The organism is Pseudomonas sp. BF-RE-25, from assembly GCF_019956105.1.
In the GTDB taxonomy this organism is placed as follows: Bacteria; Pseudomonadota; Gammaproteobacteria; order Pseudomonadales; family Pseudomonadaceae; genus Aquipseudomonas; species Aquipseudomonas migulae.
In genome coordinates this window covers 1-25,745 of the sequence record NZ_JAHBDB010000042.1, presented here as the reverse complement: position 1 = coordinate 25,745, position 25,745 = coordinate 1, and the positions used below count along the sequence as shown (strand labels likewise).

General features: G+C 59.3%; 27 protein-coding genes and 1 tRNA gene. 10 read left to right on the top strand and 18 right to left on the bottom strand.

The window, feature by feature from the left end; all coding sequences use genetic code 11:
• Positions 1-294: 294 nt before the first annotated feature.
• The 5 genes from KGB24_RS19200 to KGB24_RS19180 all read right to left on the bottom strand — a co-directional run bounded on the left by KGB24_RS19200 (position 295) and on the right by KGB24_RS19180 (position 4,498).
• Positions 295-1,524 (bottom strand): methyltransferase, encoded by a 1,230-nt coding sequence (locus KGB24_RS19200; RefSeq protein WP_223415891.1) that lies wholly within the window; start codon positions 1,522-1,524, stop codon positions 295-297.
• The gene (locus tag KGB24_RS19195; protein WP_008041034.1) at positions 1,505-2,194 is read right to left on the bottom strand and encodes an ABC transporter permease; all 690 of its coding nucleotides are present in this window, start codon (positions 2,192-2,194) and stop codon (positions 1,505-1,507) included. Before KGB24_RS19195 ends, KGB24_RS19200 begins: the two co-directional genes overlap by 20 nt.
• A complete protein-coding gene (locus KGB24_RS19190) occupies positions 2,191-2,886 on the bottom strand; it encodes an ABC transporter permease (RefSeq protein WP_223415890.1) in 696 nt (231 codons plus the stop codon). Before KGB24_RS19190 ends, KGB24_RS19195 begins: the two co-directional genes overlap by 4 nt.
• Positions 2,887-2,964: 78 nt before the next feature.
• A complete protein-coding gene (locus KGB24_RS19185) occupies positions 2,965-3,711 on the bottom strand; it encodes an ABC transporter substrate-binding protein (RefSeq protein ID WP_223415889.1) in 747 nt (248 codons plus the stop codon).
• A 13-nt stretch (positions 3,712-3,724) separates the two neighbouring features.
• Positions 3,725-4,498 carry an ABC transporter ATP-binding protein gene (locus tag KGB24_RS19180; protein WP_007897462.1) on the bottom strand — a complete coding sequence of 258 codons (774 nt, stop codon included), beginning with the start codon at positions 4,496-4,498 and terminating at the stop codon, positions 3,725-3,727.
• A 553-nt stretch (positions 4,499-5,051) separates the two neighbouring features.
• On the opposite strand from KGB24_RS19180, the gene gabP reads away from it, so the two are divergent.
• Positions 5,052-6,443, top strand: a complete 1,392-nt coding sequence (gene gabP, locus KGB24_RS19175) for a GABA permease (RefSeq protein WP_223415888.1) — start codon at positions 5,052-5,054, stop codon at positions 6,441-6,443.
• Between the two features lie 369 nt (positions 6,444-6,812).
• Positions 6,813-7,139: a hypothetical protein gene (locus tag KGB24_RS19170; protein ID WP_008024966.1), complete on the top strand. Its 327-nt coding sequence runs from the start codon at positions 6,813-6,815 to the stop codon at positions 7,137-7,139.
• Between the two features lie 75 nt (positions 7,140-7,214).
• Here the strand turns inward: KGB24_RS19170 and KGB24_RS19165 are convergent, their stop codons facing one another.
• The 4 genes from KGB24_RS19165 to KGB24_RS19150 all read right to left on the bottom strand — a co-directional run bounded on the left by KGB24_RS19165 (position 7,215) and on the right by KGB24_RS19150 (position 10,206).
• The gene (locus KGB24_RS19165; RefSeq protein WP_008041028.1) at positions 7,215-7,667 is read right to left on the bottom strand and encodes a hypothetical protein; all 453 of its coding nucleotides are present in this window, start codon (positions 7,665-7,667) and stop codon (positions 7,215-7,217) included.
• A 6-nt stretch (positions 7,668-7,673) separates the two neighbouring features.
• The gene (locus KGB24_RS19160) at positions 7,674-8,090 is read right to left on the bottom strand and encodes a hypothetical protein (protein WP_008041027.1); all 417 of its coding nucleotides are present in this window, start codon (positions 8,088-8,090) and stop codon (positions 7,674-7,676) included.
• Positions 8,091-8,109: 19 nt separating this feature from the next.
• Positions 8,110-9,078 carry an alpha/beta fold hydrolase gene (locus KGB24_RS19155; RefSeq protein WP_223415887.1) on the bottom strand — a complete coding sequence of 323 codons (969 nt, stop codon included), beginning with the start codon at positions 9,076-9,078 and terminating at the stop codon, positions 8,110-8,112.
• A 69-nt stretch (positions 9,079-9,147) separates the two neighbouring features.
• The gene (locus KGB24_RS19150) at positions 9,148-10,206 is read right to left on the bottom strand and encodes a YhcG family protein (RefSeq protein ID WP_223415886.1); all 1,059 of its coding nucleotides are present in this window, start codon (positions 10,204-10,206) and stop codon (positions 9,148-9,150) included.
• Positions 10,207-10,467: 261 nt separating this feature from the next.
• On the opposite strand from KGB24_RS19150, the gene KGB24_RS19145 reads away from it, so the two are divergent.
• Positions 10,468-10,917: a carboxypeptidase regulatory-like domain-containing protein gene (locus KGB24_RS19145; protein ID WP_223415885.1), complete on the top strand. Its 450-nt coding sequence runs from the start codon at positions 10,468-10,470 to the stop codon at positions 10,915-10,917.
• A gap of 82 nt (positions 10,918-10,999) precedes the next feature.
• Here KGB24_RS19145 and KGB24_RS19140 read toward each other — a convergent pair whose 3' ends face one another.
• The 6 genes from KGB24_RS19140 to KGB24_RS19115 form a co-directional block, all read right to left on the bottom strand.
• A complete protein-coding gene (locus tag KGB24_RS19140; protein WP_223415884.1) occupies positions 11,000-11,461 on the bottom strand; it encodes a hypothetical protein in 462 nt (153 codons plus the stop codon).
• Between the two features lie 318 nt (positions 11,462-11,779).
• Positions 11,780-11,855 (bottom strand) — tRNA-Phe (locus tag KGB24_RS19135).
• Positions 11,856-11,958: 103 nt separating this feature from the next.
• Positions 11,959-12,231 carry an oxidative damage protection protein gene (locus KGB24_RS19130; RefSeq protein WP_008024947.1) on the bottom strand — a complete coding sequence of 91 codons (273 nt, stop codon included), beginning with the start codon at positions 12,229-12,231 and terminating at the stop codon, positions 11,959-11,961.
• The gene (gene mutY / locus KGB24_RS19125) at positions 12,228-13,295 is read right to left on the bottom strand and encodes an A/G-specific adenine glycosylase (RefSeq protein ID WP_192226816.1); all 1,068 of its coding nucleotides are present in this window, start codon (positions 13,293-13,295) and stop codon (positions 12,228-12,230) included. Before mutY ends, KGB24_RS19130 begins: the two co-directional genes overlap by 4 nt.
• Positions 13,292-15,517 carry an AsmA family protein gene (locus KGB24_RS19120; protein ID WP_223415883.1) on the bottom strand — a complete coding sequence of 742 codons (2,226 nt, stop codon included), beginning with the start codon at positions 15,515-15,517 and terminating at the stop codon, positions 13,292-13,294. Before KGB24_RS19120 ends, mutY begins: the two co-directional genes overlap by 4 nt.
• A 70-nt stretch (positions 15,518-15,587) precedes the next feature.
• Entirely contained in the window at positions 15,588-15,992 is a 405-nt protein-coding gene (locus KGB24_RS19115; RefSeq protein WP_223415882.1) for an acetyl-CoA sensor PanZ family protein, read from the bottom strand.
• A 224-nt stretch (positions 15,993-16,216) separates the two neighbouring features.
• On the opposite strand from KGB24_RS19115, the gene KGB24_RS19110 reads away from it, so the two are divergent.
• The 7 genes from KGB24_RS19110 to KGB24_RS19080 all read left to right on the top strand — a co-directional run bounded on the left by KGB24_RS19110 (position 16,217) and on the right by KGB24_RS19080 (position 22,027).
• Positions 16,217-17,881 (top strand): OFA family MFS transporter, encoded by a 1,665-nt coding sequence (locus KGB24_RS19110; protein WP_223415881.1) that lies wholly within the window; start codon positions 16,217-16,219, stop codon positions 17,879-17,881.
• Between the two features lie 263 nt (positions 17,882-18,144).
• Complete coding sequence (gene hisB / locus KGB24_RS19105; protein WP_003218037.1) at positions 18,145-18,738, top strand: imidazoleglycerol-phosphate dehydratase HisB; 594 nt, start codon at positions 18,145-18,147, stop codon at positions 18,736-18,738.
• A complete protein-coding gene (gene hisH, locus KGB24_RS19100) occupies positions 18,738-19,376 on the top strand; it encodes an imidazole glycerol phosphate synthase subunit HisH (protein WP_008024932.1) in 639 nt (212 codons plus the stop codon). The genes hisB and hisH overlap by 1 nt, the downstream gene beginning before the upstream one ends.
• Complete coding sequence (locus tag KGB24_RS19095; protein ID WP_008024930.1) at positions 19,377-19,634, top strand: DUF2164 domain-containing protein; 258 nt, start codon at positions 19,377-19,379, stop codon at positions 19,632-19,634. It abuts the gene before it with no gap.
• A gap of 42 nt (positions 19,635-19,676) precedes the next feature.
• Complete coding sequence (gene hisA / locus KGB24_RS19090; RefSeq protein ID WP_017336056.1) at positions 19,677-20,414, top strand: 1-(5-phosphoribosyl)-5-[(5-phosphoribosylamino)methylideneamino]imidazole-4-carboxamide isomerase; 738 nt, start codon at positions 19,677-19,679, stop codon at positions 20,412-20,414.
• Between the two features lie 9 nt (positions 20,415-20,423).
• Positions 20,424-21,194 (top strand): imidazole glycerol phosphate synthase subunit HisF, encoded by a 771-nt coding sequence (gene hisF / locus KGB24_RS19085; RefSeq protein WP_007972752.1) that lies wholly within the window; start codon positions 20,424-20,426, stop codon positions 21,192-21,194.
• Positions 21,195-21,271: 77 nt separating this feature from the next.
• Positions 21,272-22,027: a substrate-binding periplasmic protein gene (locus KGB24_RS19080; protein ID WP_008024926.1), complete on the top strand. Its 756-nt coding sequence runs from the start codon at positions 21,272-21,274 to the stop codon at positions 22,025-22,027.
• A 113-nt stretch (positions 22,028-22,140) separates the two neighbouring features.
• Here the strand turns inward: KGB24_RS19080 and KGB24_RS19075 are convergent, their stop codons facing one another.
• From KGB24_RS19075 to KGB24_RS19065, 3 genes are read right to left on the bottom strand one after another with little or no spacing between them, the layout of a single operon-like run.
• Complete coding sequence (locus KGB24_RS19075; protein WP_223413959.1) at positions 22,141-22,908, bottom strand: divergent polysaccharide deacetylase family protein; 768 nt, start codon at positions 22,906-22,908, stop codon at positions 22,141-22,143.
• Between the two features lies 1 nt (position 22,909).
• A complete protein-coding gene (locus KGB24_RS19070) occupies positions 22,910-24,229 on the bottom strand; it encodes a S41 family peptidase (RefSeq protein ID WP_008024923.1) in 1,320 nt (439 codons plus the stop codon).
• Positions 24,230-24,263: 34 nt separating this feature from the next.
• Positions 24,264-25,562, bottom strand: a complete 1,299-nt coding sequence (locus tag KGB24_RS19065) for a murein hydrolase activator EnvC family protein (RefSeq protein WP_008024921.1) — start codon at positions 25,560-25,562, stop codon at positions 24,264-24,266.
• Positions 25,563-25,745: the final 183 nt, after the last annotated feature.

The following is a 25,745-nucleotide window of genomic DNA, read 5'->3' as shown; positions in this document are numbered from 1 at the left end:
CCCAGCTCCTTGCTGTCCCTGACATCAGAGAATTCTGACGCTTGGCAAAGATAGTTGAGGATTTCCGGGGCGTTTATGTTCTTTTGAATTAATGCTTATGCACAACGGGGAAGGCGATGCACGCGGTTAAGATCGAAAATGTGGATCCAGTCTCATTTTCTCGCAAATGCCTGTTTTTCCGGTTTTTTATTCGGGTGTACGAAAATTGAACAGTTTGGTTTCAGCCCTGAAACAGGCGTAAACATTGGATCCACGATATTTCATCAACAGAGTTATCCACAGGCTGTGGCTGTTTTAGGCGCGTTCCGCCAGCAACAGAAAGTTACGCGGCGTGAGTGGGGTTTCACAGAAAGTGCCGAGGCGAACGGCATAACCCTGCTCAGAGAGGAAAAGTGCTCGATCAAGGTTCAGCCAAAGCTCCAGCGGGCGTCGGAAAAGTCCGCGCAGCAGCTCCAGATTGCGTACTTCGGCCAGTCGCTGCCAACCGGCGGCTTCGAGCGCTGACCAGTCTTGCGGGCCGACTGTGGATAACTCTTTGTATGCGGCCAGATGGTGGCAGTAGTCGGCGAAAGATCTGTCCAGCCAGGCGCTCGGCAGAGAAGGCGTGGGCAAGTACTCCTCAACACCGCGCAGTTGCCGTTGCAGCAGGTCGAAGGCAAGGCGTCGGGCCATGGACGTGTCGCGCTGACGTCGGACTCGGGCACCGGCGGTGACGGTTTCGCTCATCGGGAGTGAGAGATCGTCGAGTGACAGCTGTAGGTCGGAGCGCAAACCGACAGCGGAAACTGGCTGGTATGCAGGAAGACTGATCCTGTTATAGCAACACGGCGCAATGGCCATTTGTTTGCACCCGGCGGCGCTGGCGAGCTGGATCAATCGCACATGCAGATCGCCACAGGCATGCAGTGCGACCGGTGTGTGATCGGCGTTCAGCAAAGAGGCGGCGCCGGGTGCCAGCACATCCTGCTCGACATGCAGCGCATGCAATTGATGGCGCTGGCTGAGTGCCTGACCGCCTAGCACCAGAGCAGGATCATGTTCCAGGCAGGTGAGCTGCTGACCGGTTTGCAGCAGGCGTCGACCCAAGTGGCCTTTACCCGAACACCAATCCAGCCAATGCATCGGTGGCGCAGCAAACGACAACCGACTGGCAAACGCCTCGATCTGCTGCCACTTGCGCCCCGGCACATCGACATTCAATCGATGCCCAGCGGTCTCCAGCGTGTGTGCCGGCAGCTCACCCACCGAACCCAGCTCAAGGGATAGCGCCGCCAGCGAAGCGAATGGCTCCGGCGCATTTAGCAGGCAAGGTTGGTTATGACTGTTTTCCGCGTCTTCCAGCGACCGCCCGCGTAGCCATACAGCCAGCTCCGGGTAGGACGCTTCCCAAGGAAGTTGCAAATGAGTGAACGGTCGAGGCTTCCACAGCGCCTGATGCTCGATCAGAAAAGCATCCAGCGTCATGAAGCGGGCGAGCAGGGCCTCGCCCGTCAACACGTGGGAATCAACGCCCTTGGCAGGCATCGACGCGCAACCAGCGCTCCAGCAGCTTGAAGCCGCGAACCAGCACGTAGGCCATCAGCAGGTAGAACATGCCTGCGGCGAAGAAGATCTCCACCGGCAGATACGTCCGGGCAATGATGGTGCGGGCCATGCCAGTCAGTTCCAGCAGGGTCACGGTACTGGCCAGCGCGCTGGCCTTGAGCATCAGGATCACTTCGTTGCTGTACGCCGGCAGGCCGATGCGCGCCGCTCGCGGCAGGATGATGTAGAACAGCGCCTTCGCCCGGGACATGCCCAGCGCCCGCGCCGCTTCGATCTCCCCCGGTGGAATCGCCTGGATCGCCCCGCGCAGGATCTCGGCGATGTAGGCCGCGGTGTGCAAGGTCATGGTCGCCGTGGCGCACCAGAACGGATCGCGCAGGTACGGCCACATCGAGCTGTTACGGATCGCATCGAACTGCGCCAGGCCGTAGTAGACCAGGAACAGCTGAACCAGCAACGGCGTGCCACGGAAAAAGAAGATATAGCCGTAGGGAAATGCCCGTACCCACCACAGGCGTGACGAACGCGCGATGCCCAGCGGAATCGCCAGCAACAGGCCGGCAATCACGGCGATGGCCACCAGTTCCAGGGTCAGCGTTGCGCCCTGAGCCAGTTTCGGCAGCCACTTGATGATGACTTCCCAGTTCATTGGGTGCTCCTCGCGAAGCCGCGAGCGGCGCGTTTTTCCATGAAGTGCATGCCCGTCATGGCCAGAATCGTCAGGCCCAGGTACATGAACGCGGCCACCATATAAAAGGTGAACGGCTGTTTGGACACGGTCACGCCGATTTGCGCGTGACGCATGATTTCTTCCAGGCCAATGACCGACACCAGCGCGGTGTCTTTCATCAGGATCATGAACAGGTTGCCCAGGCCGGGCAGGGCGATGCGCCACATCTGCGGCATGATCAGCTTGGTGAAAATACGAAATTTCGAAAGGCCCAGTGCCACACCGGCTTCGCGGTGGCCTTTGGGGATTGCCAGAATTGCACCGCGGAACACTTCCGTGGCGTAGGCGCCAAAGCACAGGCCCAGCGCAATCACGCCGGCCGCAAAGGCATTGAGTTCAAGGTCGGGGTTGCCGAAAAACTCGCCCAGGGCACGCATCAGGTTGACCGTGCCGAAGTAGATCAACAGCACCCAGAGCAGTTCCGGAATGCCGCGTACCAGTGTCGAATAAGTGCCGCCAAGCCATTGCAACGGCTTGTACGGGGAAGTCTTGGCCAAGGCGCCGAGCAAACCGAGCAGCAGCCCGAGACACAGGGCCGAGAGTGCCAGTTTCACAGTCATCAGCGCGCCAGCGGCGAGCGCCGGGCCGAATCCGTAGAGGTCGATAATCATGGATTTCTTTTCAAATCGCGGCAGGCAAGGCCGGGGACCGGCGCCGTCAGAAAACGGCGCCGGTCCGGCAGGTCAGTATCAATAGATGCTGAACGGGAAGTACTTGTCGTTGATCTTCTTGTAAGTGCCGTCAGCAACGATTTCTTTCAGTGCGATGTTCAGCTTCTCGCGGATCGGGTCGTTCTTGCGAACGGCGATACCGATCTTGTCGCTTTCTTCCACCGGGTCGCCTTTGAATTCGTAAGGCTTGCCGGCGTCGCTTTTCAGCCACTCGTAGTTGACGTATTTGTCCGCCAGGATGCCGTCCAGACGACCGGAGGTCAGGTCGAGGTAAGCGTTTTCCTGGGTGTCATAAAGCTTGGTTTCAACGCCAGGCATGTTGTCTTCGAGCCAGGTGCCGGCCAGTGTCGCGCGCTGGGCGCCGATCACTTTACCTTTCAGCGCATCCTTGTCGGTCTTGAAGTCGACGTCTTTCTTGGCGATGAATTGCAGCTTGTTCGAGTAGTACGGGTCGGTGAAGTCGACGGCTTGCTTGCGCTCGTCGGTGATCGACATCGAGGAGATCAGAAAGTCGAACTTCTTGGCGTTCAGGGCCGGAATGATGCCGTCCCAGTCGGAGGTGACCACGGTGCATTCGACTTTCATTTTGGCGCACAGGGCGTCGCCGATTTCCTTGTCGAAGCCGACGACATTGCCACTGGCATCTTTGTTGTTGAACGGCGGGTAGGCCGCTTCGATGCCCATCTTCAGGGTTTCGGCCATGGCACCGGCGCTGAACGCCAGGGTGACGGCGGCTGCCAGGAAGACCTTTTTGTAGTTCTGCATGCGGGTAGCTCCGTTAGCGGTTGCTGGACATGAATTGTTTGCAGCGCGCCGAAAGCGGGTTTTCGAACACCTGCTGTGGCGATCCTTGCTCTTCTACCAGGCCCTGGTGGAGGAACACCACTTCGCTGGACACCTGACGGGCAAAACCCATTTCGTGGGTGACCAGCAGCATGGTGCGGCCTTCTTCGGCCAGTGCGCGGATGACATTAAGTACTTCCTGGACCATTTCCGGGTCAAGGGCGGAGGTGGGTTCGTCGAACAGGATCACCTTGGGTTGCATCGCCAGCGTGCGGGCAATGGCCGCGCGTTGTTGCTGGCCGCCAGACAATTGCGCCGGGTACGCATGGCGCTTGTCGGCGATGCCGACCTTGGCCAGCAAGGCTTCGGCGACTTCGATGGCTTCGGCCTTGCTCTGGCCGAGTACGCGGCGTGGGGCCTCGATGATGTTGTCGAGCACGCTCATGTGCGGCCACAGATTAAAGTTTTGAAACACAAAACCAATCTCGCTGCGCAGGCGGTTGATCTGCTTGCCGTCGGCTGCGACCAGTTCGCCGTTCTTGGCGGCTTTGAGCTTGAGTTCTTCTCCGGCCACCAGGATCTGACCCTGGTGCGGGTTTTCCAGCAGGTTGATGCAGCGCAGGAACGTGGACTTGCCGGAACCGGAGGAACCCAGGATCGAGATCACATCGCCGTCGCGGGCGGTCAGCGAGATGCCTTTGAGCACCTCAAGCTGTCCGTAGCGTTTGTGCAAGTTGCGGATTTCAAGCGCGGGCGTGGCCTCAGCCATGTGCGTTCCTCATATATGTTGCGCTCCTGCTGTTGGCGGGCCTTCCTGGCGAGGCGGCCAACCTAGCATAGCGTCTGAATGGCAGCCAACAGCGCTACGGGCGGTAAACGGGTGGCATGTGACAGGTTGTCGCATCGGTACAGCAGACTGTCGCGCTGCTATCAACCGAACAGCCGTTTGAACCCGATGTGGCGCGGCTGTCCCGTAAAAAAGGGCGCGATGTTGCCAGCTTTGGCGGGGTGTTGGAAGCGCTAACCGGCCAAACGTTCCTGATCCGCACTTTTATTGTGCGTTGAGCATTTCTTGGGTGTGTTTCCGGTGCGCTGATTCGTTCCTTAAGTGAGTCGCAGGGTAACGCTCTGGCGAAGTGCCATTATTTTCAATGACTTGCGATGACTGTCCGGTCAGGGGGAGATCGCCGGGTTAGAGGGTTTTGAAACATTTTGGCGCAATTATTGCGTGCAGATTCCGGAACGCCCCGTTGGTTTCTTTTTACAGAAGAGAGTTCACGACGGGATGCACGCATTCGCTTTTCCTTACAAAGGTAGTTTCAATGAGCAATACCCAAAGCTCTAACGGCCTCGAACAGGGGCTCAAACCGCGTCATGTGACCATGCTGTCGATTGCCGGTGTTATCGGCGCCGGCCTGTTCGTTGGCTCGGGCCACGCTATTGCTGCAGCAGGCCCGGCCGTGCTGTTGGCTTATGCCGCTGCCGGTATGCTGGTGGTGTTGGTGATGCGCATGCTGGGTGAAATGGCGGTTGCCTCGCCAGACACCGGCTCCTTCTCGACATACGCCGATCGCGCGATCGGTCACTGGGCCGGTTTCACCATCGGCTGGCTGTACTGGTGGTTCTGGGTGCTGGTGATCCCGTTGGAGGCCAACGCCGCCGCGACCATCCTGCACGCCTGGTTCCCGGGCGTGGACATCTGGGCTTTCGCCCTGGTCATCACGATGCTGCTGACCGTTACTAACCTGTTCAGCGTGAAGAACTACGGCGAGTTCGAGTTCTGGTTCGCCCTGCTCAAGGTTGTGGCGATCATTGGTTTCATCATTCTGGGCATCGCGGCGATCTTCGGTTTCCTGCCGAATAGCCAGGTGAGCGGCGTTTCGCACATTTTCGACACCCAGGGCTTCCTGCCAAACGGCATGGGCGCGGTACTGGGCGCGATCCTGACGACCATGTTTTCCTTCATGGGCACCGAGATCGTGACCATCGCGGCCGCAGAATCGAAGAACCCTGGCAAGCAAATCTCCAAGGCCACCAACTCGGTGATCTGGCGGATTGGTTTGTTCTACCTCGTTTCGATCTTCATCGTCGTGGCCCTGGTGCCATGGAACGACCCGGTTCTGGCCAGCGTCGGTTCCTACCAGACCGTGCTTGAACGCATGGGCATCCCGAACGCCAAGATGATCGTCGACATCGTGGTACTGGTCGCTGTGACCAGCTGCCTGAACTCGGCGCTGTACACCTCGTCGCGCATGATGTTCTCCCTGGGTAAACGCGGTGATGCACCGGCCGTGTCCACGCGCACCAACAAAAGTGGCACGCCATACTGGGCGGTGATGCTGTCCACGGGCGCAGCGTTCCTGGCAACATTCGCCAACTATGTGGCTCCGGCCGCCGTGTTCGAATTCCTGCTGGCCAGCTCCGGCGCCATCGCGTTGCTGGTGTACCTGGTGATCGCGATCTCGCAACTGCGCATGCGCAAACAGCGTATGGCCCGCGGTGAAAAAATCGCCTTCAGCATGTGGCTGTTCCCGGGCCTGACCTACGCGGTGATCGTCTTCATCGTCGCGGCCCTGACCATCATGCTGTTCCAGGACGCCCATCGCGTGGAGATCCTCGCGACCGGTTTGCTGAGTGCTCTGGTGGTTGCTACCGGTTTGCTGGTGGCGCGCCGTCGTCGCAATGAGCAACTGGTTGGCGCAGTGGCGCGTTAAGCTTTACGTACACTGTCGATGTAACGAAAACGACCGCCATCAGCCATGATCGCGGTCGTTTTTGCTTTCATTCAGGGGCTTTATCGGTCGGCTCTCTGATGGACACGATGATGTCGAGATAGTAGCCTCCCTGCCGAATGTGTATCTCGCTGTTGCGGGATGCGATGGAGTTTCAGGACATGGATTGTTCGACGCCCCCAGCCCTCCCGGCCAAAGCCCCTCGACCCTTTCTTGCCTGCTCCCTCATCTGATGCGTGTCACAGATGCATTTGCGTGCGCCTGCCGTTTGCGCGGCAGTCACGAGCCAGCGCTGTATGGAGCTAGCCCGGCCATTCAGCTTACCCATTGGGGCATCAAGGAGAGACAGGCATGGCGTTTACATCGGTTGTGTTCAAAAACCCTAATACCGGAGCCATGAAGGAAGCCCCGATCGGCTTCTCGTGGACCGTGTTTTTCTTCGGCTTCCTGCCACCACTGTTCCGTGGCGACATCAAATGGGCAGCGATCATGTTCATCGTGGCCTGCTTCACATTCGGCCTCAGCAACTTCGTGTTCATGTTCATCTACAACAAGCTGTACGTGCGCGACCTGATCGGCGCCGGTTTCAAGGCTCAATCCATCGCCAGCGGTGACCTGAGCTACGCCAGCGCCAAGGTCGGGATGGAAATTCCACGTCTGGAAGCTGCGGCTGCCTGATTGTTGTTTTCAGGTTTGTAAAAAAAACGGCCGCTGTCAGTGATGACAAGCGGCCGTTTCTATTTCTGAGGGCTTTTATTCGCCCTTTTCTTCCTGCGCATCCGGCGACTGACGATAGCTGTCCAGCGCAATGCCGAAGTCGGTGATGAATTGCGGGTCGGTCAGCCATGCCTGGGCGGTTTCGCGATCCATGCCGTCGGCCCACATGCGGTAGTCGATCAACATGTCGGCGGCCAGGTGAGTGGCGGCCATGCCTTCGTCGTCGGCGTTTTCCATGTCCAGCAGTTCTGGATGGTCAATGATGATAAAGGCGAGGTTCGTCAGCAGCACGGAGAGCATTTCACTGCGGCCGACAGCTTCGGCGTCGCGCATCTTGCTGAACATCGCCAGGGTGTATTCCGGGATCGGCTCGCCGATTTCACCCAGATCATCATCCAGCGCGGCGGGTTTTCTGCCGTGGATATTGATCTGTTTGGCTTTGATCTTGGCGCGCTTGGCGCGTTTCTGTTGCTTGTTCAGGGAGGCCATGGGAACTCAGTTCGGTTTCTGTTGGGTTTGGGCTGCGATGATGTCGGAGGCCGCTACATAGTCGGCCTGGAAGGCCGGGGATTCGATCCATGCCAGGGCGCCGGCTTCATCGACCTCGGTGGACCATTGGCGGTACTCGATCAGCGCGGCGAGGATGAAGTCCATCGCGCCTTCTTCGCCTTCCTGCTCGTACACCAGTTCCAGCAATGGGTCTTCAAGGAAAGCGATGCACATGGCTTGCTGACTGGTTTTTTCAGCGTCGATCATTTTCTTGAACAGCTCGGTGAGGTCCACCGATTCGAAGTCGATACGATCGTCGTTCGGGTCCAGCTCGACCGGCGCGGCAGCCCGTTGGGTGCGGTTCTGCTTGGCCTTGGCTTTGGCGCGGGTGGCGCGTTTTTGTTGCTTGTTGGCGGAGGCCATGGTTTTGATCCGTCGTGCGTTAAAAGGACTCGCTGCGCGGTACTGTCCGCCCGGGGGTATCGGGGGCCAGTTCACCGCTCTGCAGCCAGGACAATGCAATGGGCCATAGTGTGGCTTGGTATGCGCTACGAAAAAAGGCGAAATGTCCGACTTCTGCTTCGCCGATGTCTTCGGGGGCGATTCGCCAGTGGGTGTTCGTACCGCCGCTAAAGTAGCCGAGCAGGCGTTCGATGGCCGGGATCGTGCCGTAAGGATCGTCGGTGATGCTGATGGCCAGGGTTTTGGCTTGCATCGTCGCCCCGGGTTTTGTTGCAAGCGTGCGACCGCTGGGCCGTGTTTCATATCGACGGGTGGGCGTGCTCCAGTCCCGAACCACCCCGGTGGGTGTGTCTTCCAGCCAGCCAAGACGTTTTCCGGGGAAGTAGCCATAGATCATGGTGATCAGCGGCATCACCACATGCCACTTGCCGAACATCCTCCAGCGATGAGCGGGCGCGTAGTCGCGCCAGTAGGCGAATTGCGCACCGACGGTGACCAGGCGCCGAATCAGCTGCCCTGAGGCTCCCAGGCCTGCCGCACAGCCGCCAAAGCTGTGACCGACGACGTCGATGGGCTGGCCGGGAAATTCGCGCTGAGCGCGCTTGAGCATCGCCTCGAAATCCAGTGCGCCCCAGTCTGACCAGGAGGCTTCAAATCCTTTCAAGGATTCGGGTCGCGACTCGCCGATGCCACGGTAGTCATAGGTGATGACATCGAAGCCGTTGGCGAACAGGTAGTCGGCGAAGCGCGAATAGTGCCGGCAGCGGACTGACGTAGCGGCGTTGATGATGACGACCGGGCGCACGAGGTCCTGAAAGGCGTGCCGCCAAGTGAAACCGCCGAGGATGAAGCCGTCTGCGGCGGGCTCTTTGAATGGTTCGCCAGAAACGGGAGTTGGCAGCGGCAACTCGATTTGAGTGGGGGCCAGTGACATGTCCTGCAAATTCATCGGCTTCAGACCTTTGCGGGTAGCTGCCAACGATAGCCTTCGTGCGGCGGGTGGACAATTCATCTGTGTTCACAGGGGGATCTGATCGAGCAGTCGCTCCTCGATTGCCGCCTGCTCCCGGTCCAGTTCGGCGCGGAGTTCGTCTTCGCTGGGCAGGACTGTTTTGTATTTACTGGCGAAGAGTTGTTCGTTGTCTTTCAGCACCGAGTAGCGCACCACTGATTCATCTTTTTTCGCACAGAGAATGATACCGACGGTGGGGCCATCTTCCGGTCCGCGCTTGAGGTCGTCATACATGCGTACGTACATGTCCATCTGGCCAACATCCTGATGGGTCAGTTCGCCGCGCTTCAGATCGAAGATGACGAAGCACTTGAGTACGTAGTTGTAAAACACCAGATCGATGTAGAAGTCTTTGCTCTCGGTACTGATGCGTTGCTGGCGAGCGATGAAGGCAAAGCCTCTGCCCAGTTCCAGCAGGAAGGCTTGAAGCTGATGGATCAATGCTTGTTCCAGATTGGTTTCTTGAGTCAAACCTGCGTTGGTTGAGCCAAGAAACTCCAGCATCACCGGATCCCTGATGAAGTCTCGTGGGTGTGCTTTCATTTTCTGGATGTTGGTGGTGGCTTCCAGCCTCACAGCAGGTCGATCGCGGCTGGTGAGCAGGCGCTCGTAATAGAGGGTGTTGATCTGGCGTTCCAGGGCGCGGGATGACCAGTTTTGGTTGGCCGCCTCGTCCATATACCATTGGCGTGCCGTGTCACTATCGACGCGCAGCAGCCTGCGGTAGTGGGTCCAGCTCAATTCGTGACGCAGTGCGTCACGAATTGGGAATGCTTGGTAAAACAGGCGCATGTAGCGAAGATTAGAGTTATCAAAGCCCTTCCCGAACTCTGCTGTCAGGCTCTGCGCCAGCGTTGTCAGCAATTGCTTTCCGTACCCCGCCCGTCGAGCCCCTTCCTGCTCGAACTCGACAATGTGCCTCCCAATCTGCCAGCAAGTTTGTACCTGGACCGTATCGACCGTGCGTAGCACTTTCTGCCGTGCATCACGAATCAGCTCTCCAAGATTGCCGAGTAGTGAGGCAAGTTGTGCATCCTGAGTGTTACCGGGTCTGAGTGAGCTCATGGCGTCTTCTGCAAAGGAATGAACAGGCAGAAGAGGATGGCAGCGGAGGTGGGGGCGGCGATGCCGGGCGTGGCTGGTAAGCCGGAAGGAAAGCCCGATTGGGTTTGCGGGATCGCTCCGACGGCAAGTCGTGCTTCAGGAATATAACGCGTAGTCCATTTCGCAGTGAGCCCAAGTACCAATCAATCTAAAACCCGGGCGTTCGAGAGGAAATCTAAAAGGCATGACAAATGGGTTCCATGGAGCCCGGGAGGCGTGATCATGAAGTACGTGCATTCCCTTGCGTTGCCCATCGCCGCGGTGGGCATGTTGATGTTCCCGGTGATGTCGTCTGCCGCCAGTCTTGAGCCAATCGACAGCGCTGGCGTGCAAGTTCAACCGCAGGAGCAAAACGGAATTACTTATCTGTCCGGCGGTATAGGCCTGGATGAGTCGAAGGCCATCCAGTACACGACTGGCTATAACTTGCACATGACGTTTTCGGTCGGGCCGGAGAATAAATACATTCCCGATGTCGACGTGGTCATTCAGAAAGCCCAAGGGCAAACCGTGTTGACGCTGAACGAGGCAGGCCCACTGGTTTATGTCCAGCTGCCGCCCGGCAAGTACACCGTGGTTGCTACGCGACATGGAGAGGTGCGGCGTGACAGTGCCGAGATAGGAAGTGGCCCTGCGCGTAATCTGGTCTTTCACTGGGCCGGTGAAAGCTAGCAGTTGGCCGAAGTTGACCGGCCGATGCCTTTGTTCCATCGAATGGGCGGCAGAGAATCATCTGTCCACCCATTGCGTGGTTTTAGGCTTGAGCGGTCTGGCCTCTCAGGATCTGCTGCTTACGCTGTTCTTCCGGCAGATCGTTGATGCAGTAGTTGATGTAGTACACGTTGAACAGGAACGTGTAGAAGGCGTTCATTCGCAGGTCGACCTTGTGCTCGCTGAGGGCATATTCCGTCAGCGCCGTTTTAGCCTTGAATGCCCATACGATGTACAGAACGGCACTGGCAATGCTGAGAATTGCGGACGTAAAATCCAGAGCCACGTTACCCAGGTTGGCGAGTGCGCCACTTAAGCCGGCGCATACAGCGATCCAGATAATGTAAACGTCATCTACCAATCGGACTTTGGTGGTGTCGCTGATGATTTTGCTGTTTTTGTATAGCCACAAAATAAGATAGATCCCGGCAGTGGCGATGGAGAGCAACACCAGGTTCCAGGTTTTCGTGTCGATCTTGTCTTTTAGTTCATTGATTGTTGACATAACTTTTCCATGTCCTTTGACTTAAGGGGATGTGTAGCGCTGGTGTTTACTGCGGGGGGAGGCATTCCTTGCGTTGTTACCTGTCCTTTTTGGTGCGTACTCCAACTGCGCCGTGGGGCAGTGGATTGCATTGAAATCGACCGGACGGGTTTCCGTGGCGTCGGTCGAATCTGTGGCACAACGCTACTACAGAGCCTTGCTGGAGGCGAGTGTTGTTTTCGGATCGTCGATCCGTCGCTTTCGCCACCGTGTGCCGGACTTCGTTAAATCGCAGGCATAAAAAAACCCTGAATCTTGCGATTCAGGGTTTTCGGTATTTGGTGCCCAGAGACGGAATCGAACCGCCGACACGGGGATTTTCAATCCCCTGCTCTACCGACTGAGCTATCTGGGCAACGGGGCGCATTAAACGGGTTTTTCAGGGGGTCGTCAAGCAAGTTTTCAAAAAAAATTTAATTATTACCGTCGCTTACGTTCCGACCCCCGATAAAGCGGGATTATTCTGCAGGCGGAACGTAGCCTTCAGCCTTGGCGTATTCCTCGCCGGAGAAGTACTTGTCCATCTCGCCTTGCAGATATTTGCGGTCTTCGGCGTTCATCATGTTCAGGCGTTTTTCGTTGATCAGCAGGGTCTGGTGTTTCTGCCAGTCGGCCCAGGCCTTCGCCGAGACATGGTCAAAAATGTCCTGGCCTTTGGCGCCCGGGAATGGAGCGCGCTCCAGGGCTGGCAATTCTTCTTTGTACTTGCGGCACATGATGGTGCGGGTCATGACGACTCTCCTGCGTTCAATACGGCGGCCGCGCGTTCGAGCAAGGTTTTGACCGGGGCGGCAAGGCCCAGGCGCGGCGGGGTGGCGAGGTTATACCAGAGCCAGTCGGCCTCGGCCACGTGATGGCCGGCCTCCTGGACCTGAACCAGCCAGGGTTCGATGGACAACTGAAAATGGCTGAACGTGTGTACGAGGCTCGGCAGCGCTTGTTGGCTGCCCAGCTCCAGCGAGTGCTGTGAGGCCAGATGTTGCAGGTCGTCGAGGTCGTCGAGTTCCGGCAGGCTCCACAGACCGCCCCACAAGCCCGTGGAAGGGCGACGGTAAAGCAGAATCGCGCCGTCTCCGTTGGCGAGCATCGGCATCAGCGTGCGCTTCTGTGGCACGGCTTTGCGTGGTTTCGGGATCGGGTAGCGGGTTTCCAGGCCGAGCATGTGTGCTTCGCAGCCCTTTTCCAGCGGGCAGAGCAGGCAGCTCGGTTTGCTGCGAGTGCAAAGCGTGGCGCCCAGATCCATCATCGCCTGGGTGTAGGCGTTGACCCGATCATGCGGCGTAAAGCGCTCAGCGTTCGCCCACAGCTGTTTGGCGACCTTCGGCTCGCCCGGATAACCCTCCTGCGCCGTAAAGCGCGCCAGCACGCGTTTGACGTTGCCGTCGAGGATCGGCGCCCGCAGGCCCATGCTCAGGCTGGCGATGGCGCCCGCCGTGGACAGGCCGATCCCCGGCAGCTCGACCAGCTTTTCCACATCCCGCGGAAATTCGCCGCCGTACTCAGCGACGACGATCTTTGCGGTCTTCTGCAAATTGCGCGCGCGAGTGTAGTAACCGAGGCCGGTCCACAGGTGCAGCACTTCGTCTTCCGGTGCGGCGGCCAGGGCTTCGACCGTCGGCAGCGAGGCCATGAACCGGTCGAAGTAATTCAGCACGGTGCTGACCTGGGTTTGCTGCAACATGATCTCCGAGACCCACACCCGATACGGTGTGATGCCTTGCTGCCAAGGCAAATCGTGGCGGCCGTGGCGGTCGTACCAGTCCAGCACCGCCGATGAAAACTGCTCGGATCTCATCGCTTGAACAGCCCCTTCAATGCGTTTTTCAGCTCGGGACTGACTTTGTCGCCAAGCTTCTCGTCGATTTTTTCGCTGATTTTGTCGCCCGCCATTTTGGACGCGACCTGGCCCATGCGTTCGTTGTCGAGGCGGCAAGCCTTGGCGCCGAGCTCCAGCGGGCCACGGCAGCGCAACGGCCATTCGATGCCGACAAATTTGTCGCCGACCTGACAGGCTGGATCCGGCATGGCACTGGTATCGCCTTCGACGATGATGCCAACGCGGTAGTCCATGCCCAATACCCGCAGGTCGACGTCACCGTCGCCATTCACGGTCATGCCCGGGATGCGCACTTTCAGGTCCGGGTTGCTGGCCACGCCGTTACGGAAGGTCAGGTTGCCCTTGAGCTCCTGGAACGGCGTGTCCTTGCCGCGCGGTTCGCCGCTGAGGGTTTTGCGGTTGAGCGTGGCGATGCCTTTGCACAGTTGCTGTTCGAGGTTGGCATTGAGCAGCACGCCGTTGTTGATGACGAAACTGGCATTGCCGTTGAGGGTTTCGATCAGCGCTTTCTGGCTGTTGCCATTGCCGGTCAGATTGCTGTCGAGCGTGACCAGGCCTTTGACTGGCGGTTTTTTACCCTGGCTTTCGAGGATTTTTTCCACAGGCACTTTGCTGATGCGTGTCTGCATGTTCAGCGCTGGTGCCTGCTGGCGCACGTCGAGGGTGCCCCTGGATTCGAAGGTGCCGTCGTACAGGTCGCCGCGCAGGTTCTCAAGCGTCAGCAGGCCTTCCTTGCCATTGGCCTTGAGCGCCGCGTTCTGGATCGGCAGCTTGTCGAGGGTCAACTGGCCAAAGGTCAGGTCAGCATCCACGTCGAGTTTGCTCAGGCGTTCCACCGGCAGCAGGCGCTCGTTGCTCCACGCGTCTTTGGTGGGCTTGTCCGGCAGCGGTGTGCTGCCTGCGCCGGCCATGGCATCGGCTTCGGTGCTGGCCACTTCGGCCTGGCGCACTTGCGTCGCGCTGTTGGCTTCGGCGGATTTTGGCGGCAGGTAGCGGTCGACGTTGAAGGTGTCAGCCTTGAGCGCGGCGCGTAGCGATTGCTTGGCGAAATCCTCGACGGCAATACGACCGCTGAAGGTGCTGTCATCGACTTTCAGGTTGATGTTGTCGAGCACCAGACTGGTCGGCGTACCGGCAATGCGGCTGACCAGTTCAACTTTGCTCAAACTGCCTTCAGCCATCGCCGGGAGTTTCTGGCCGATGCTGTCGACGAATTTAGCCAGGTCAAATTGGGCAATCGAAAGGCCGCCGTTGATTTGCGGCGTTTTGTCGAGGTCGTTGACCTTCAATTCGCCCAGTGCACGCAACTGGTTGGCGGAAATCTTGATGCCGGTCCATTCGGCGACGTTCGCTGCTTTATCCAGCAGCAACTGGCCTTGGGCGGCGAAGGTCACGGTCTTGCCTTGCAGCGGATCACCAGCGATTTCGCCGGACAGCTTCATGTCCTCAAATTTGTAGCGTTGCAAGGCGCGTTCAAAACGCAGCTCGCCATTGAGCTCGGTGCGGACCCGCAGAACGGGCTGATTGGTGCCCAGGAACGCGGTGAGCTTGACCGGGATGTTGGTCGAATCGTGGACCGGCCCGGTGCTCAACTGGATGCTTTCGGCGCTGAAATGCTGGCCGGTCTTCTCGTCGCTGTATTCAACGCGGGCGTTGTTGACGGTCAGGCTGTCGATGTCCAGGCGGATCGGCTGCGCCGGTTTTTCCACTTGAACGGTGGTTTGCGGTGCAGGTTCGCCAGGTGTGACCGCAGGAGCGGTCGAGTTGGCAGTCGCCGGCACCTTGCCAATGTCTTCCCAGTTGCCGTGGCCGTCCTTGTCGCGGTTCAGGCGCAGGTTCAGGCCTTCGACGCGCACGTCGCTCATCTGCACTTCACGGCGCAGCAGCGGCAGCACGCGCACCGACAGGCCGAGCATCTGCAAGTCAGCGAACGGTTCGGTGGGCTTGGCCAGGGTCGCGACACTGGCTTCGTGCAATTCCAGGCCCAGCCACGGGAACAGGCTCCAGCCGATGTCGCCATTGAGCGTCAGCTCGATGTGGGCCTTGTCGCGGGCAATCTGGCGAATCTCGTCTTTATAGTCGTTGGGATCGAAGAGGTGGGTCAGGGCAAAGCCCAGCGCCACAATGATCAGCAACAACCCGAGAAGTACCAGACCCAGGATTTTGCCGAACGCTTTCATGGGCGAGTCCTTGTAGTTAGTCGATTTAGCCGGGGAGTATAGCGCTCAGAAGTGGACGACCGGTCAGCGATCAACCCGGCAGCACATCCAGTGGCACTTTCAGTTTGGCCGCCAGCGCCTGGGACTCAAGGTGCCCGGCAGGTGCCAGCAGGCGCAATGTCGCACCCGATTGCGACGCCAGCTTCTGCGCTTCGTTCACCATTCGCTCGGCAACCCCACGACGACGGGTGATTTTTCGTACACACAGTTGGGACAGATGCCAGACGTCCTGGTGCCTTTGCAAACGTGCCGCGCCCAGCAGGCGATCATTGAAACGCCCGGCGATCAACGAGCCGTCCCGCAGGCAGCCTTCGATGAACTGCACATCATCGGCAAACGGCGCGAACAGCCAATCCGGCGCATCGCGGTAAATCTTCTGCAAATCCTGCTGATCCTGATAGGTGGCTTCGTTCAGCGGCTCGACGATGACGGGCATGGCGGTTCCTTCAGTGGTACGAGAACAGATGACTTGCAAAAACGTGATATCAGTTTGGTTTTTCTGTCACGTGCAAATGGTAACCTCTGCCGGTTCGTCCGTCCTTCTGCGACGCGATGTCGCACCAAAATGGAGCTTTACCTCAAAAAAACAGTCATGCGTGCGCATAAAGGCTGGAGGTGGGCAGTGGCTGGCGAACCATACTAATAATTGGGGGATACACAATGACCACGAGCATCACGGCGGACGGCATCTATGCCGGCCAGCCTGCGTTCCTGTCCAAGGAGCGCATCATCGCCAAGCCCGGTTTCAACCGTTGGCTGGTGCCACCGGCCGCGCTGGCCATCCACCTCTGCATCGGCATGGCCTACGGCTTCTCGGTGTTCTGGTTGCCACTGTCCAAAGCCCTGGGCGTGACCAAGGCGGTGACCTGTGCACCGGACATGAGCTTCATCTCGCAAGTGTTCTCGTCGCAATGCGACTGGCCGATCTCGATGCTCGGCTGGATCTACACCCTGTTCTTCATCTTCCTCGGCTGCTCGGCCGCGATCTGGGGTGGCTGGCTGGAACACGCCGGGCCGCGCAAGGCTGGTGTTGTGTCGGCACTGTGCTGGTGTGGTGGTCTGCTGATTTCGGCGCTGGGTGTGTATACGCACCAGATCTGGCTGATGTGGATCGGCTCCGGGGTCATTGGCGGTATCGGCCTGGGCCTGGGTTACATCTCGCCGGTCTCGACCCTGATCAAGTGGTTCCCGGACAAGCGCGGCATGGCGACCGGCATGGCGATCATGGGGTTCGGCGGTGGCGCGATGGTTGGTGCTCCGCTGGCCGCAGCCTTGATGGGGCACTTCGCGTCGGCAGACAGCGTGGGCGTGTGGCAGAGCTTCCTGGTGATGGCCGCGATTTACTTCGTGTTCATGATCGGCGGCGCACTGTCCTACCGCGTCCCACCAACCGGCTGGAAGCCTGAAGGCTGGACCGCTCCGGCGAAAAAAGCTTCGAACGCGATGATCACCCATCGTCACGTGCACGTGAATGTGGCGTGGAAAACCCCGCAATTCCGTCTGGTATGGCTGGTGCTGTGCCTGAACGTGTCCGCCGGTATCGGCATCCTCGGCATGGCTTCGCCGCTGTTGCAGGAAGTGTTCGCCGGCAAATTGCTCGGCACCGACCAGACGTTTGGTCAGCTGGACGCGGGCCAACTGGCCTCGATTGCCGCGATTGCTGCCGGCTTCACCGGTTTGCTGAGCCTGTTCAACATTGGTGGCCGATTCTTCTGGGCATCGTTCTCGGATTACCTGGGCCGCAAAAACACCTATTTCGTGTTCTTCGCCCTCGGTTTTGCGCTGTACGCGTTGATCCCGAACCTTGGTCACCTGGGCAACGTTGCGCTGTTCGTGGCGGCGTTCTGCATCATCCTGTCGATGTATGGCGGCGGTTTTGCGACGGTTCCGGCTTACCTGGCGGACCTGTTCGGTACACAAATGGTCGGCGCGATCCACGGTCGTCTGTTGACCGCCTGGGCGGCAGCGGGTGTGTTGGGTCCGGTGTTGGTGAACTACCTGCGTGAGTATCAGCTGAGCATCGGCGTTGAACGTGCCGCCGCTTACGACATCACGCTGTACATCCTCGCGGGCCTGCTGGTGCTGGGTTTCATCTGCAACCTGCTGGTGCGTCCGGTGGCCGACAAGTACTTCATGACCGACGCTGAACTGGCCGCCGAACAGGCGCTGGGCCACGACAAGGGTGCTGATGCCAGCACCGTGCTGGAGTGGAAAGCGGACGCAGGCACCAAGCCTTTGGCGGTTGCCGCGTGGCTGGTGGTGGGGATTCCGTTGGCGTGGGGTGTGTGGGTGACCCTGCAGAAAACGGCAGTACTGTTTCACTAAGTAAAACGTAGTACCCCTGTAGGAGTGAGCCCGCTCGCGATAGCGGTCTGACAGTCGACAGAAATGTTGACTGTGAGGCCCTCATCGCGAGCAGGCTCACTCCTACAGTTGTTTTGGGGTGTCTGAAATAGCTTGTATGGACATGTCTACCCACGACAGCCGGGGGTTCTATCCGTCAGTCATATCACCTCTCGTGTTTCTGTTTCCCGCCCGCGCCCCTATAATGGCTGCCTTTTTCGCCCAATGATTTTGCGGAGCTGGTGATGGCCGAACGTAAGGCGTCAGTCGAGCGCGACACTCTGGAAACCCAGATCAAAGCCTCGATCAACCTGGATGGCACCGGAAAGGCCCGATTTGATATCGGTGTTCCTTTTCTTGAGCACATGCTGGACCAGATCGCCCGTCACGGGCTGATCGACCTGGATATCGTCAGCAAGGGCGACCTGCATATCGACGACCACCACACCGTGGAAGACGTCGGTATCACCTTGGGTCAGGCTTTCGCCAAAGCTATCGGCGACAAGAAAGGCATCCGTCGCTACGGCCACGCCTACGTGCCGCTCGATGAAGCGCTGTCGCGCGTGGTGATCGACTTCTCCGGCCGCCCTGGCCTGCAGATGCATGTTCCCTACACCCGCGCCACTGTTGGCGGTTTCGACGTTGACCTGTTCCAGGAATTCTTCCAGGGCTTCGTCAACCACGCGCTGGTCAGCCTGCACATCGACAACCTGCGTGGCACCAACACCCACCACCAGATCGAAACCGTGTTCAAGGCTTTCGGCCGCGCGCTGCGCATGGCCGTAGAGCTCGATGACCGCATGGCCGGTCAGATGCCATCGACCAAAGGCGTTCTGTAATGCAGACGGTCGCGGTTATCGATTACGGCATGGGCAACCTGCACTCGGTGGCCAAGGCCCTCGAGCACGTCGGTGCCGGCAAGGTCTTGATCACCAGTGATGCCGATGTGATTCGCGAAGCTGACCGGGTGGTCTTTCCCGGCGTCGGCGCGATTCGCGATTGCATGGCGGAGATCCGTCGCCTGGGTTTCGACTCACTGGTGCGTGAAGTCAGCCAGGACCGTCCGTTCCTCGGCATCTGCGTCGGCATGCAAGCCTTGCTCGACAGCAGTGAAGAGAACGACGGCGTCGACTGCATCGGCCTGTTCCCGGGCGCGGTGAAGTTCTTCGGCAAAGGCCTTGTTGAAGACGGCGAACACCTGAAAGTCCCGCACATGGGCTGGAACGAAGTGAAGCAGACGGTGAGTCACCCGCTGTGGCACAACATTCCGGACCTGGCGCGTTTTTACTTCGTGCACAGCTACTACATCGCTGCCGGTAACGCGCGGCAGGTGGTCGGTGGCGGTCACTACGGTGTCGATTTCGCTGCGGCGCTGGCCGATGGCTCGCGTTTCGCCGTGCAGTTCCACCCGGAGAAGAGCCATACCCATGGCCTGCAATTGCTGCAGAACTTCGCTGCGTGGGATGGTCGCTGGTAAATGGCCGTCAAGAAGAAGCCGCCGATCCTGACCCTCACTCCCGAGCAGGAGAACGAGGCCAATCACAAGATCAAACGCTTCATGGAGGATCGCTTCGAACTGGACCTGGGTTCGTTCGAAGCGGCCGAAATCCTTGAGCTGTTTACCCGTGAAATTGCGCCGCACTATTACAACAGGGCGATTTTCGATGTGCAGACGCACCTCAAAGAGAGGTTCGAAAGCATCGAAAGCGACTTGTGGGCGCTCGAGAAAAACTGATTTCCGAGCGAAGCTGAACACTCGAATTTGAAGGTTTGCCAGATGCTGATTATTCCCGCTATCGATCTCAAAGACGGTGCCTGTGTTCGTCTGCGCCAGGGCCGCATGGAAGATTCCACGGTGTTCTCCGATGACCCGGTGAGCATGGCCGCCAAGTGGGTGGAGGGCGGTTGCCGTCGTCTGCATCTGGTCGACCTGAACGGTGCCTTCGAAGGCCAGCCGGTCAACGGCGAAGTGGTCACCGCCATCGCCAAGCGCTACCCGAACCTGCCGATCCAGATCGGCGGCGGTATCCGCTCGCTGGAAACCATCGAGCACTACGTCAAAGCGGGCGTGAGCTACGTGATCATCGGCACCAAAGCCGTGAAGGATCCGGCGTTCGTTGCTGAAGCCTGCCGCGCGTTCCCGGGCAAAGTGATCGTCGGTCTGGATGCCAAAGACGGTTTCGTCGCCACCGATGGCTGGGCTGAAATCAGCACCGTTCAGGTCATCGACCTGGCCAAGCAGTTCGAAGCCGACGGCGTGTCTGCGATCGTTTATACCGACATCGCCAAAGACGGCATGATGCAGGGCTGCAACGTGCCGTTCACCGCTGCGCTGGCCGCTGCCACGCGTATTCCGGTGATCGCTTCCGGTGGTATCCACAACCTCGGTGACATCAAGTCGCTGCTCGACGCCAAGGCACCGGGCATCATCGGCGCGATCACCGGCCGGGCGATCTACGAAGGCACCCTCGACGTCGCTGAAGCGCAAGCTTTCTGCGATTCGTATAAAGGCTGAGGACTGACCATGGCGCTGGCCAAACGCATCATCCCTTGCCTGGACGTGGATAACGGCCGGGTCGTCAAAGGTGTGAAGTTCGAAAACATCCGCGATGCCGGCGACCCGGTGGAAATCGCCCGTCGTTACGACGAGCAGGGTGCCGACGAGATTACTTTTCTCGACATCACCGCCAGCGTCGACGGTCGCGACACCACGCTGCATACCGTTGAGCGCATGGCCAGCCAGGTCTTTATTCCGCTGACCGTTGGCGGCGGCGTGCGCACCGTGCAGGACATTCGCAACCTGCTGAATGCCGGCGCGGACAAGGTCTCGATCAACACTGCCGCCGTGTTCAACCCGGAATTCGTGGGTGAGGCGGCGCAGCATTTCGGTTCGCAGTGCATCGTGGTTGCCATCGACGCGAAGAAGGTCTCCGGTCCGGGCGAAACCCCGCGCTGGGAAATCTTCACTCACGGCGGGCGCAAGCCGACCGGGCTCGACGCTGTCGAGTGGGCGAAGAAGATGGAAGGCCTGGGAGCCGGCGAAATCCTGCTGACCAGCATGGACCAGGACGGTATGAAAAACGGTTTCGACCTGGGCGTTACCCGTGCGATCAGCGATGCGCTGGGTATTCCGGTGATCGCTTCCGGCGGCGTCGGCAACCTGCAGCATTTGGCCGACGGCATTATCGAAGGTCACGCCAGCGCCGTTCTGGCCGCGAGTATTTTCCACTTCGGCGAATACACCGTGCAGGAAGCCAAGGCCTACATGGCCCATCGCGGCATCGTGATGCGCTAAACAAACGATACAGGCCAGTGGACATCATGGCGGGCTCAAGGCACTCTTGGGTACGCCATGGATCTCGGTAGCCAGACATGCTCAAACGCCTTCTTCTTGCCCTCGCCAGCGCTTCTCTATTGCAGATCAGTGGCGTGCACGCCACCGAAAATCCCGACGCCGACCTGGTGCTGCTGACGGAAAACTTCCCGCCTTACAACATGGCCAAGAACGGCAAGAACTTCGCTCAGGACGAGAACATCAATGGCATCGCCGTGGACATTGTCCGCGAGATGTTCAAGCGTGCCGACGTAACCTACAGCCTGACCCTGCGTTTCCCCTGGGAGCGCATCTACAAGCTCGCCCTCGAGAAACCCGGGTATGGCGTGTTCGTGATGGCGCGGCTGCCTGACCGTGAAAAGCTCTTCAAGTGGGTCGGCCCGATCGGTCCGGATGACTGGATCATGCTGGCCAAGGCGGACAGCAAGATCAGCCTGGAAACCCTGGAAGACGCGCGCAAATACAAGATCGGTGCGTACAAGGGCGACGCGATTGCCGAGACGCTGGCCAAGCAAGGGTTGAAGCCGATTGTCGTGCTGCGGGACCAGGACAACGCGAAGAAGCTGACCAGCGGCCAGATCGACTTGTGGGCCACGGGCGACCCGGCGGGGCGTTACCTGGCGCGTCAGGACGGCGTCACCGGGCTCAAGACCGTGCTGCGCTTCAACAGCGCGGAGTTGTATTTGGCGCTGAACAAAGACGTGCCGGATGAAACCGTCGCCAAGCTACAAGCCGCGCTGGATCAACTGCGCAAGGAAGGCGTGGTGGACGAGATCATGGGGCGGTATCTCTAACCGTCCACCCAATCCTTGTAGGAGCCGGCTTGCTGGCGATGGCGGCCTCGAATCATGCATCGATTTCACTGCCGCTATCGCCAGCAAGCCGGCTCCTACAGTGGTTCCGTTGATTAGCGGTAAACGCCGTCCTTGCCGTGCGCAGTCGTTGCGCGGTTACTGCGCACGCTGATCATCAACTTGATATCAATCCAGTCAATGCCCTGAGCTTTCAGCTTCGGCAATTCGCGCTCCAGCACTGCCAGCGTCTGCGGATACGGATGCCCGATCATCACCGCCGAACCCTGTTTGTGCGCCAGATTGATCGCGGTCTGTAGCTGGGTGAAGATCGCCGCTTCCGTTCGCTCATCATCCAGAAACACATCCCGCGAAACACTCGCCAACCCGATCTTCTGCGCTTCGGCCGCTGCCACGGTTTGCGCACTGGTGCGGCTGTCGACGAAGAACTTGTGCCGCCGCTGCAACTCCGCCATCAACCAGGCCATGGCGGGTTGCTGTGCGGTCATGCGACTACCCATGTGGTTGTTGATGCCGCTTGTGTACGGGACCATTTTGAACGCCGCGTTGAGGCGCTTCTCCAACTCTTCGATGGGCAGGTCGGGATGCCAGGCGAACGGCCCCGTGGCGGGGTCCATCGGCATGTGCAGGATGACGATCTTGCCGGCGCGATGGGCTTCGCGGGCGAATTCGGTGGCGTGGGGTGTGTCGGGCATGATCGCCGTGGTCACCGGGCCGGGCAGGGCCAGCACACGGCGATCCCGGGGCAGGTTCTGCCCCAGGTCATCAATGATCAGGCTGATATAGGCTTTTTGAGGGGCGGGCGCCGCATGAGCAACACCCGCCAGACAGCACAGCAGACCGAGAACCAACCGCAGGCGCATCTCAGCGGCCGGAAGTGATGCTCAACCCTTTGAGCAGGCTCAGGGCCTGGGCCAACTGGTAGTCATCGTCCTGCGGCATCGCCTTGGCCTTGGCGCTGGAGCCGGTCGGTTTGTCGGCGCCGCCGTTGCCATTGCCCAGGTGACCTTGCAGATCGGCTTCCTTGAAGTATTCGCCGTCCTGCTCGCTGGTGATCTTGGCCTTGCGCACTTCGATGTCCGGGACGATGCCCTGAGCCTGGATCGAGCGGCCGTTCGGCGTGTAATACAGCGCCGTGGTGATCTTCAGCGCGCGGTCGTTGTTCAGCGGCAGCACGGTTTGCACCGAGCCCTTGCCGAAACTGGTGGTGCCCATGACCACTGCTCGTTTCTGATCCTGCAGGGCGCCGGCCACAATTTCCGAGGCCGAGGCGCTGCCGCCGTTGATCAGCGCAACCATCGGCACCGCTTCGCTTTCGTCCTTGCCGGTAGCGGAGAAGCGCAGCTCGGAGTTGGCGATGCGGCCCTTGGTGTAAACGATCAGGCCCTTGGTGATGAAGTGGTCGACCACTTCCACCGCCGCCTGCAGCACGCCGCCCGGGTTGTTACGCAGGTCGAGGATGATGCCTTTGAGCTTCTTGCCGTTGTCCTTGCGCAACTTGGCCAGGGCCTTGGAGACTTCTTCGCCGGTCTTGACCTGGAACTGGGTGATGCGGATGTAGCCGTAGCCGGACTCCAGCAACTGGCTCTTCACGCTCTTCACCTGAATGATGGCGCGGGACAGGGTCACGTCGAACGGCGTGCCGCCATCGCGAACCAGGGTCAGGGTGATTTTCTGGCCGATCTTGCCGCGCATCTTGTCCACGGCTTCGGTCATGCTCTGGCCGCGAGTCGGCTGGCCGTTGATCTTGACGATGAAGTCGCCGGCCTGAATGCCGGCCTTCGAGGCGGGAGTGTCATCAATCGGCGAAACCACCTTGATGAAACCGTCTTCGGCGCCGACTTCGATGCCCAGGCCGCCAAATTCGCCGCTGGTGCTTTCCTGCAACTCAGCGAAGTCTTCCGGGCCCAGGTAGGCGGAGTGCGGGTCGAGGTTGCTGAGCATGCCTTTGATGGCGTTTTCCAGCAGGGTCTTGTCGTCCACCGGTTCGACATAGGCTGCCTTGATCCGGTCCATGACCTCGGCAAAGGTGCGCAACTCTTCCAGCGGCAACGGCGCCTTGGTCGTCGCAGCAGTGCCCGCAGGCGCGACCGCCGGAGCCGGTTGAGCAGCGAACGCCAGAGGCGCGCCGATCACCAGGGCGATCGTCAGGGCCAGCGAGGTAAGACGGGACAAATGCAGCATGTCGAACGAACTCCTAATGTAGGTGACTCAACGCCTATCCTTGCGCGCGGCACCATTGCGCCGGATCACTCGGGTGACCCTGCTGACGAATTGCGAAATACAGTGCTGGAGTGTCCTGCCCGCCGCTGTTACCGACAGTGGAGATGGACTCACCGGCTTTCACCACGTCACCCGCAGACTTGAGCAGCGTCTGGTTGTGACCGTAAAGACTCAAAAAACCGTTGCCGTGGTCAAGGATCACCAGCAAGCCGGCACCGCGCAGCCAATCGGCAAACACCACGCGGCCACCGTGCACGGCATGCACCTGGCTGCCGGCGGAGGCGCTGATCATCACGCCGTCCCACTTGGTGCGGGCGTCGTCGCCACGGGTTTCGCCAAAGCGTGCCAGCAGTCGACCATCAACCGGCCATGGAAGTTTTCCCCGGCTGGAAGCAAACGGGCCGCCAAACGTCTCGCCTGAGCTTGATACCAAGGCGCCGGGTGTCGATTTAACGGGTTTGCGTGGGGCGTCAGTGGCGTCTGCATCTGCTGCCGCCTGAGCCTCACGTAAACGCTTTTTTTCGGCTTCCTGCTGGGCAATCAGCGCTTTTTGCCGCGCTTCTTCTGCCTCACGAGCCTGGCGAGCCAGGGTTTCTTCGATGGTTTTAAGGACTTTAGACAGGTCTGCCTGATCCTGCTCGCGGGCGGCCAGTTTCTGATCGCGTGCCTTTACGTCATCGCTGAGCTTGGCGAGGACTTGCTGGCGTTCCTGACGGACTTTGTCGAGTTCATCGCGCTGGCTGTCGAGGCTGCTCTTTTGCACCAGCAACTGCGCTTGTTGCAGGGCGATGTCTTTTTCGACGTTGGCCAGTTGGCGCAAGGTTTCGTTGAAACTCTTCAACTGCTCCAGGCGGGCCTGGCTCAGGTAATCGTAATAGGTGAGGGTGCGGGCGAATTTTTCCGGATTCTGCTGGTTGAGCAGCAGCTTCAAATACTCCTGACGGCCGTTCTGATAGGCCGCGCGGGCCTGAATGGCGATCAGTCTTTGCTGTTCAATGCGCGCGCTCTGGAGTTTTTTTTTCTCACCATCGAGACGCTGCAGCTCGGATTCGCTTTTTTTCAGCTCTTTTTGCAGGGCTTCGACCTGCTTCTCGAGCTTGCCCATCTCGGTCTCGGTGCCCTTGAGGTCTTTCTGCACCCCGGATTTTTCTTCCTGGAGCTTGCCCAGCAGTTTTTTCAGCTCGGCGATGTCCTGACGCGTGGCGTCCAACTGTTGTTGGGTTTGCGCGCGCTCGTCAGCAAAGGCCGGTTGGAGCAGGCAAGTCAGGGCAAGGGCTATCAGGACGCGAAGCATAGAGGCGGGCGACACCAGGGAAAGGGACGGCCTAGTATGCCCGCCCCACGCTGCAAAAAAAACGCCCAATTGGGGCTGTGTGATAACCGGCCCGAAAAACACCGCAAAACCAATGTGGGAGCGGGCTTGCTCGCGAAAGCGGTGTGTCAGTCAACGTTGATGTCGACTGACACACCGCTTTCG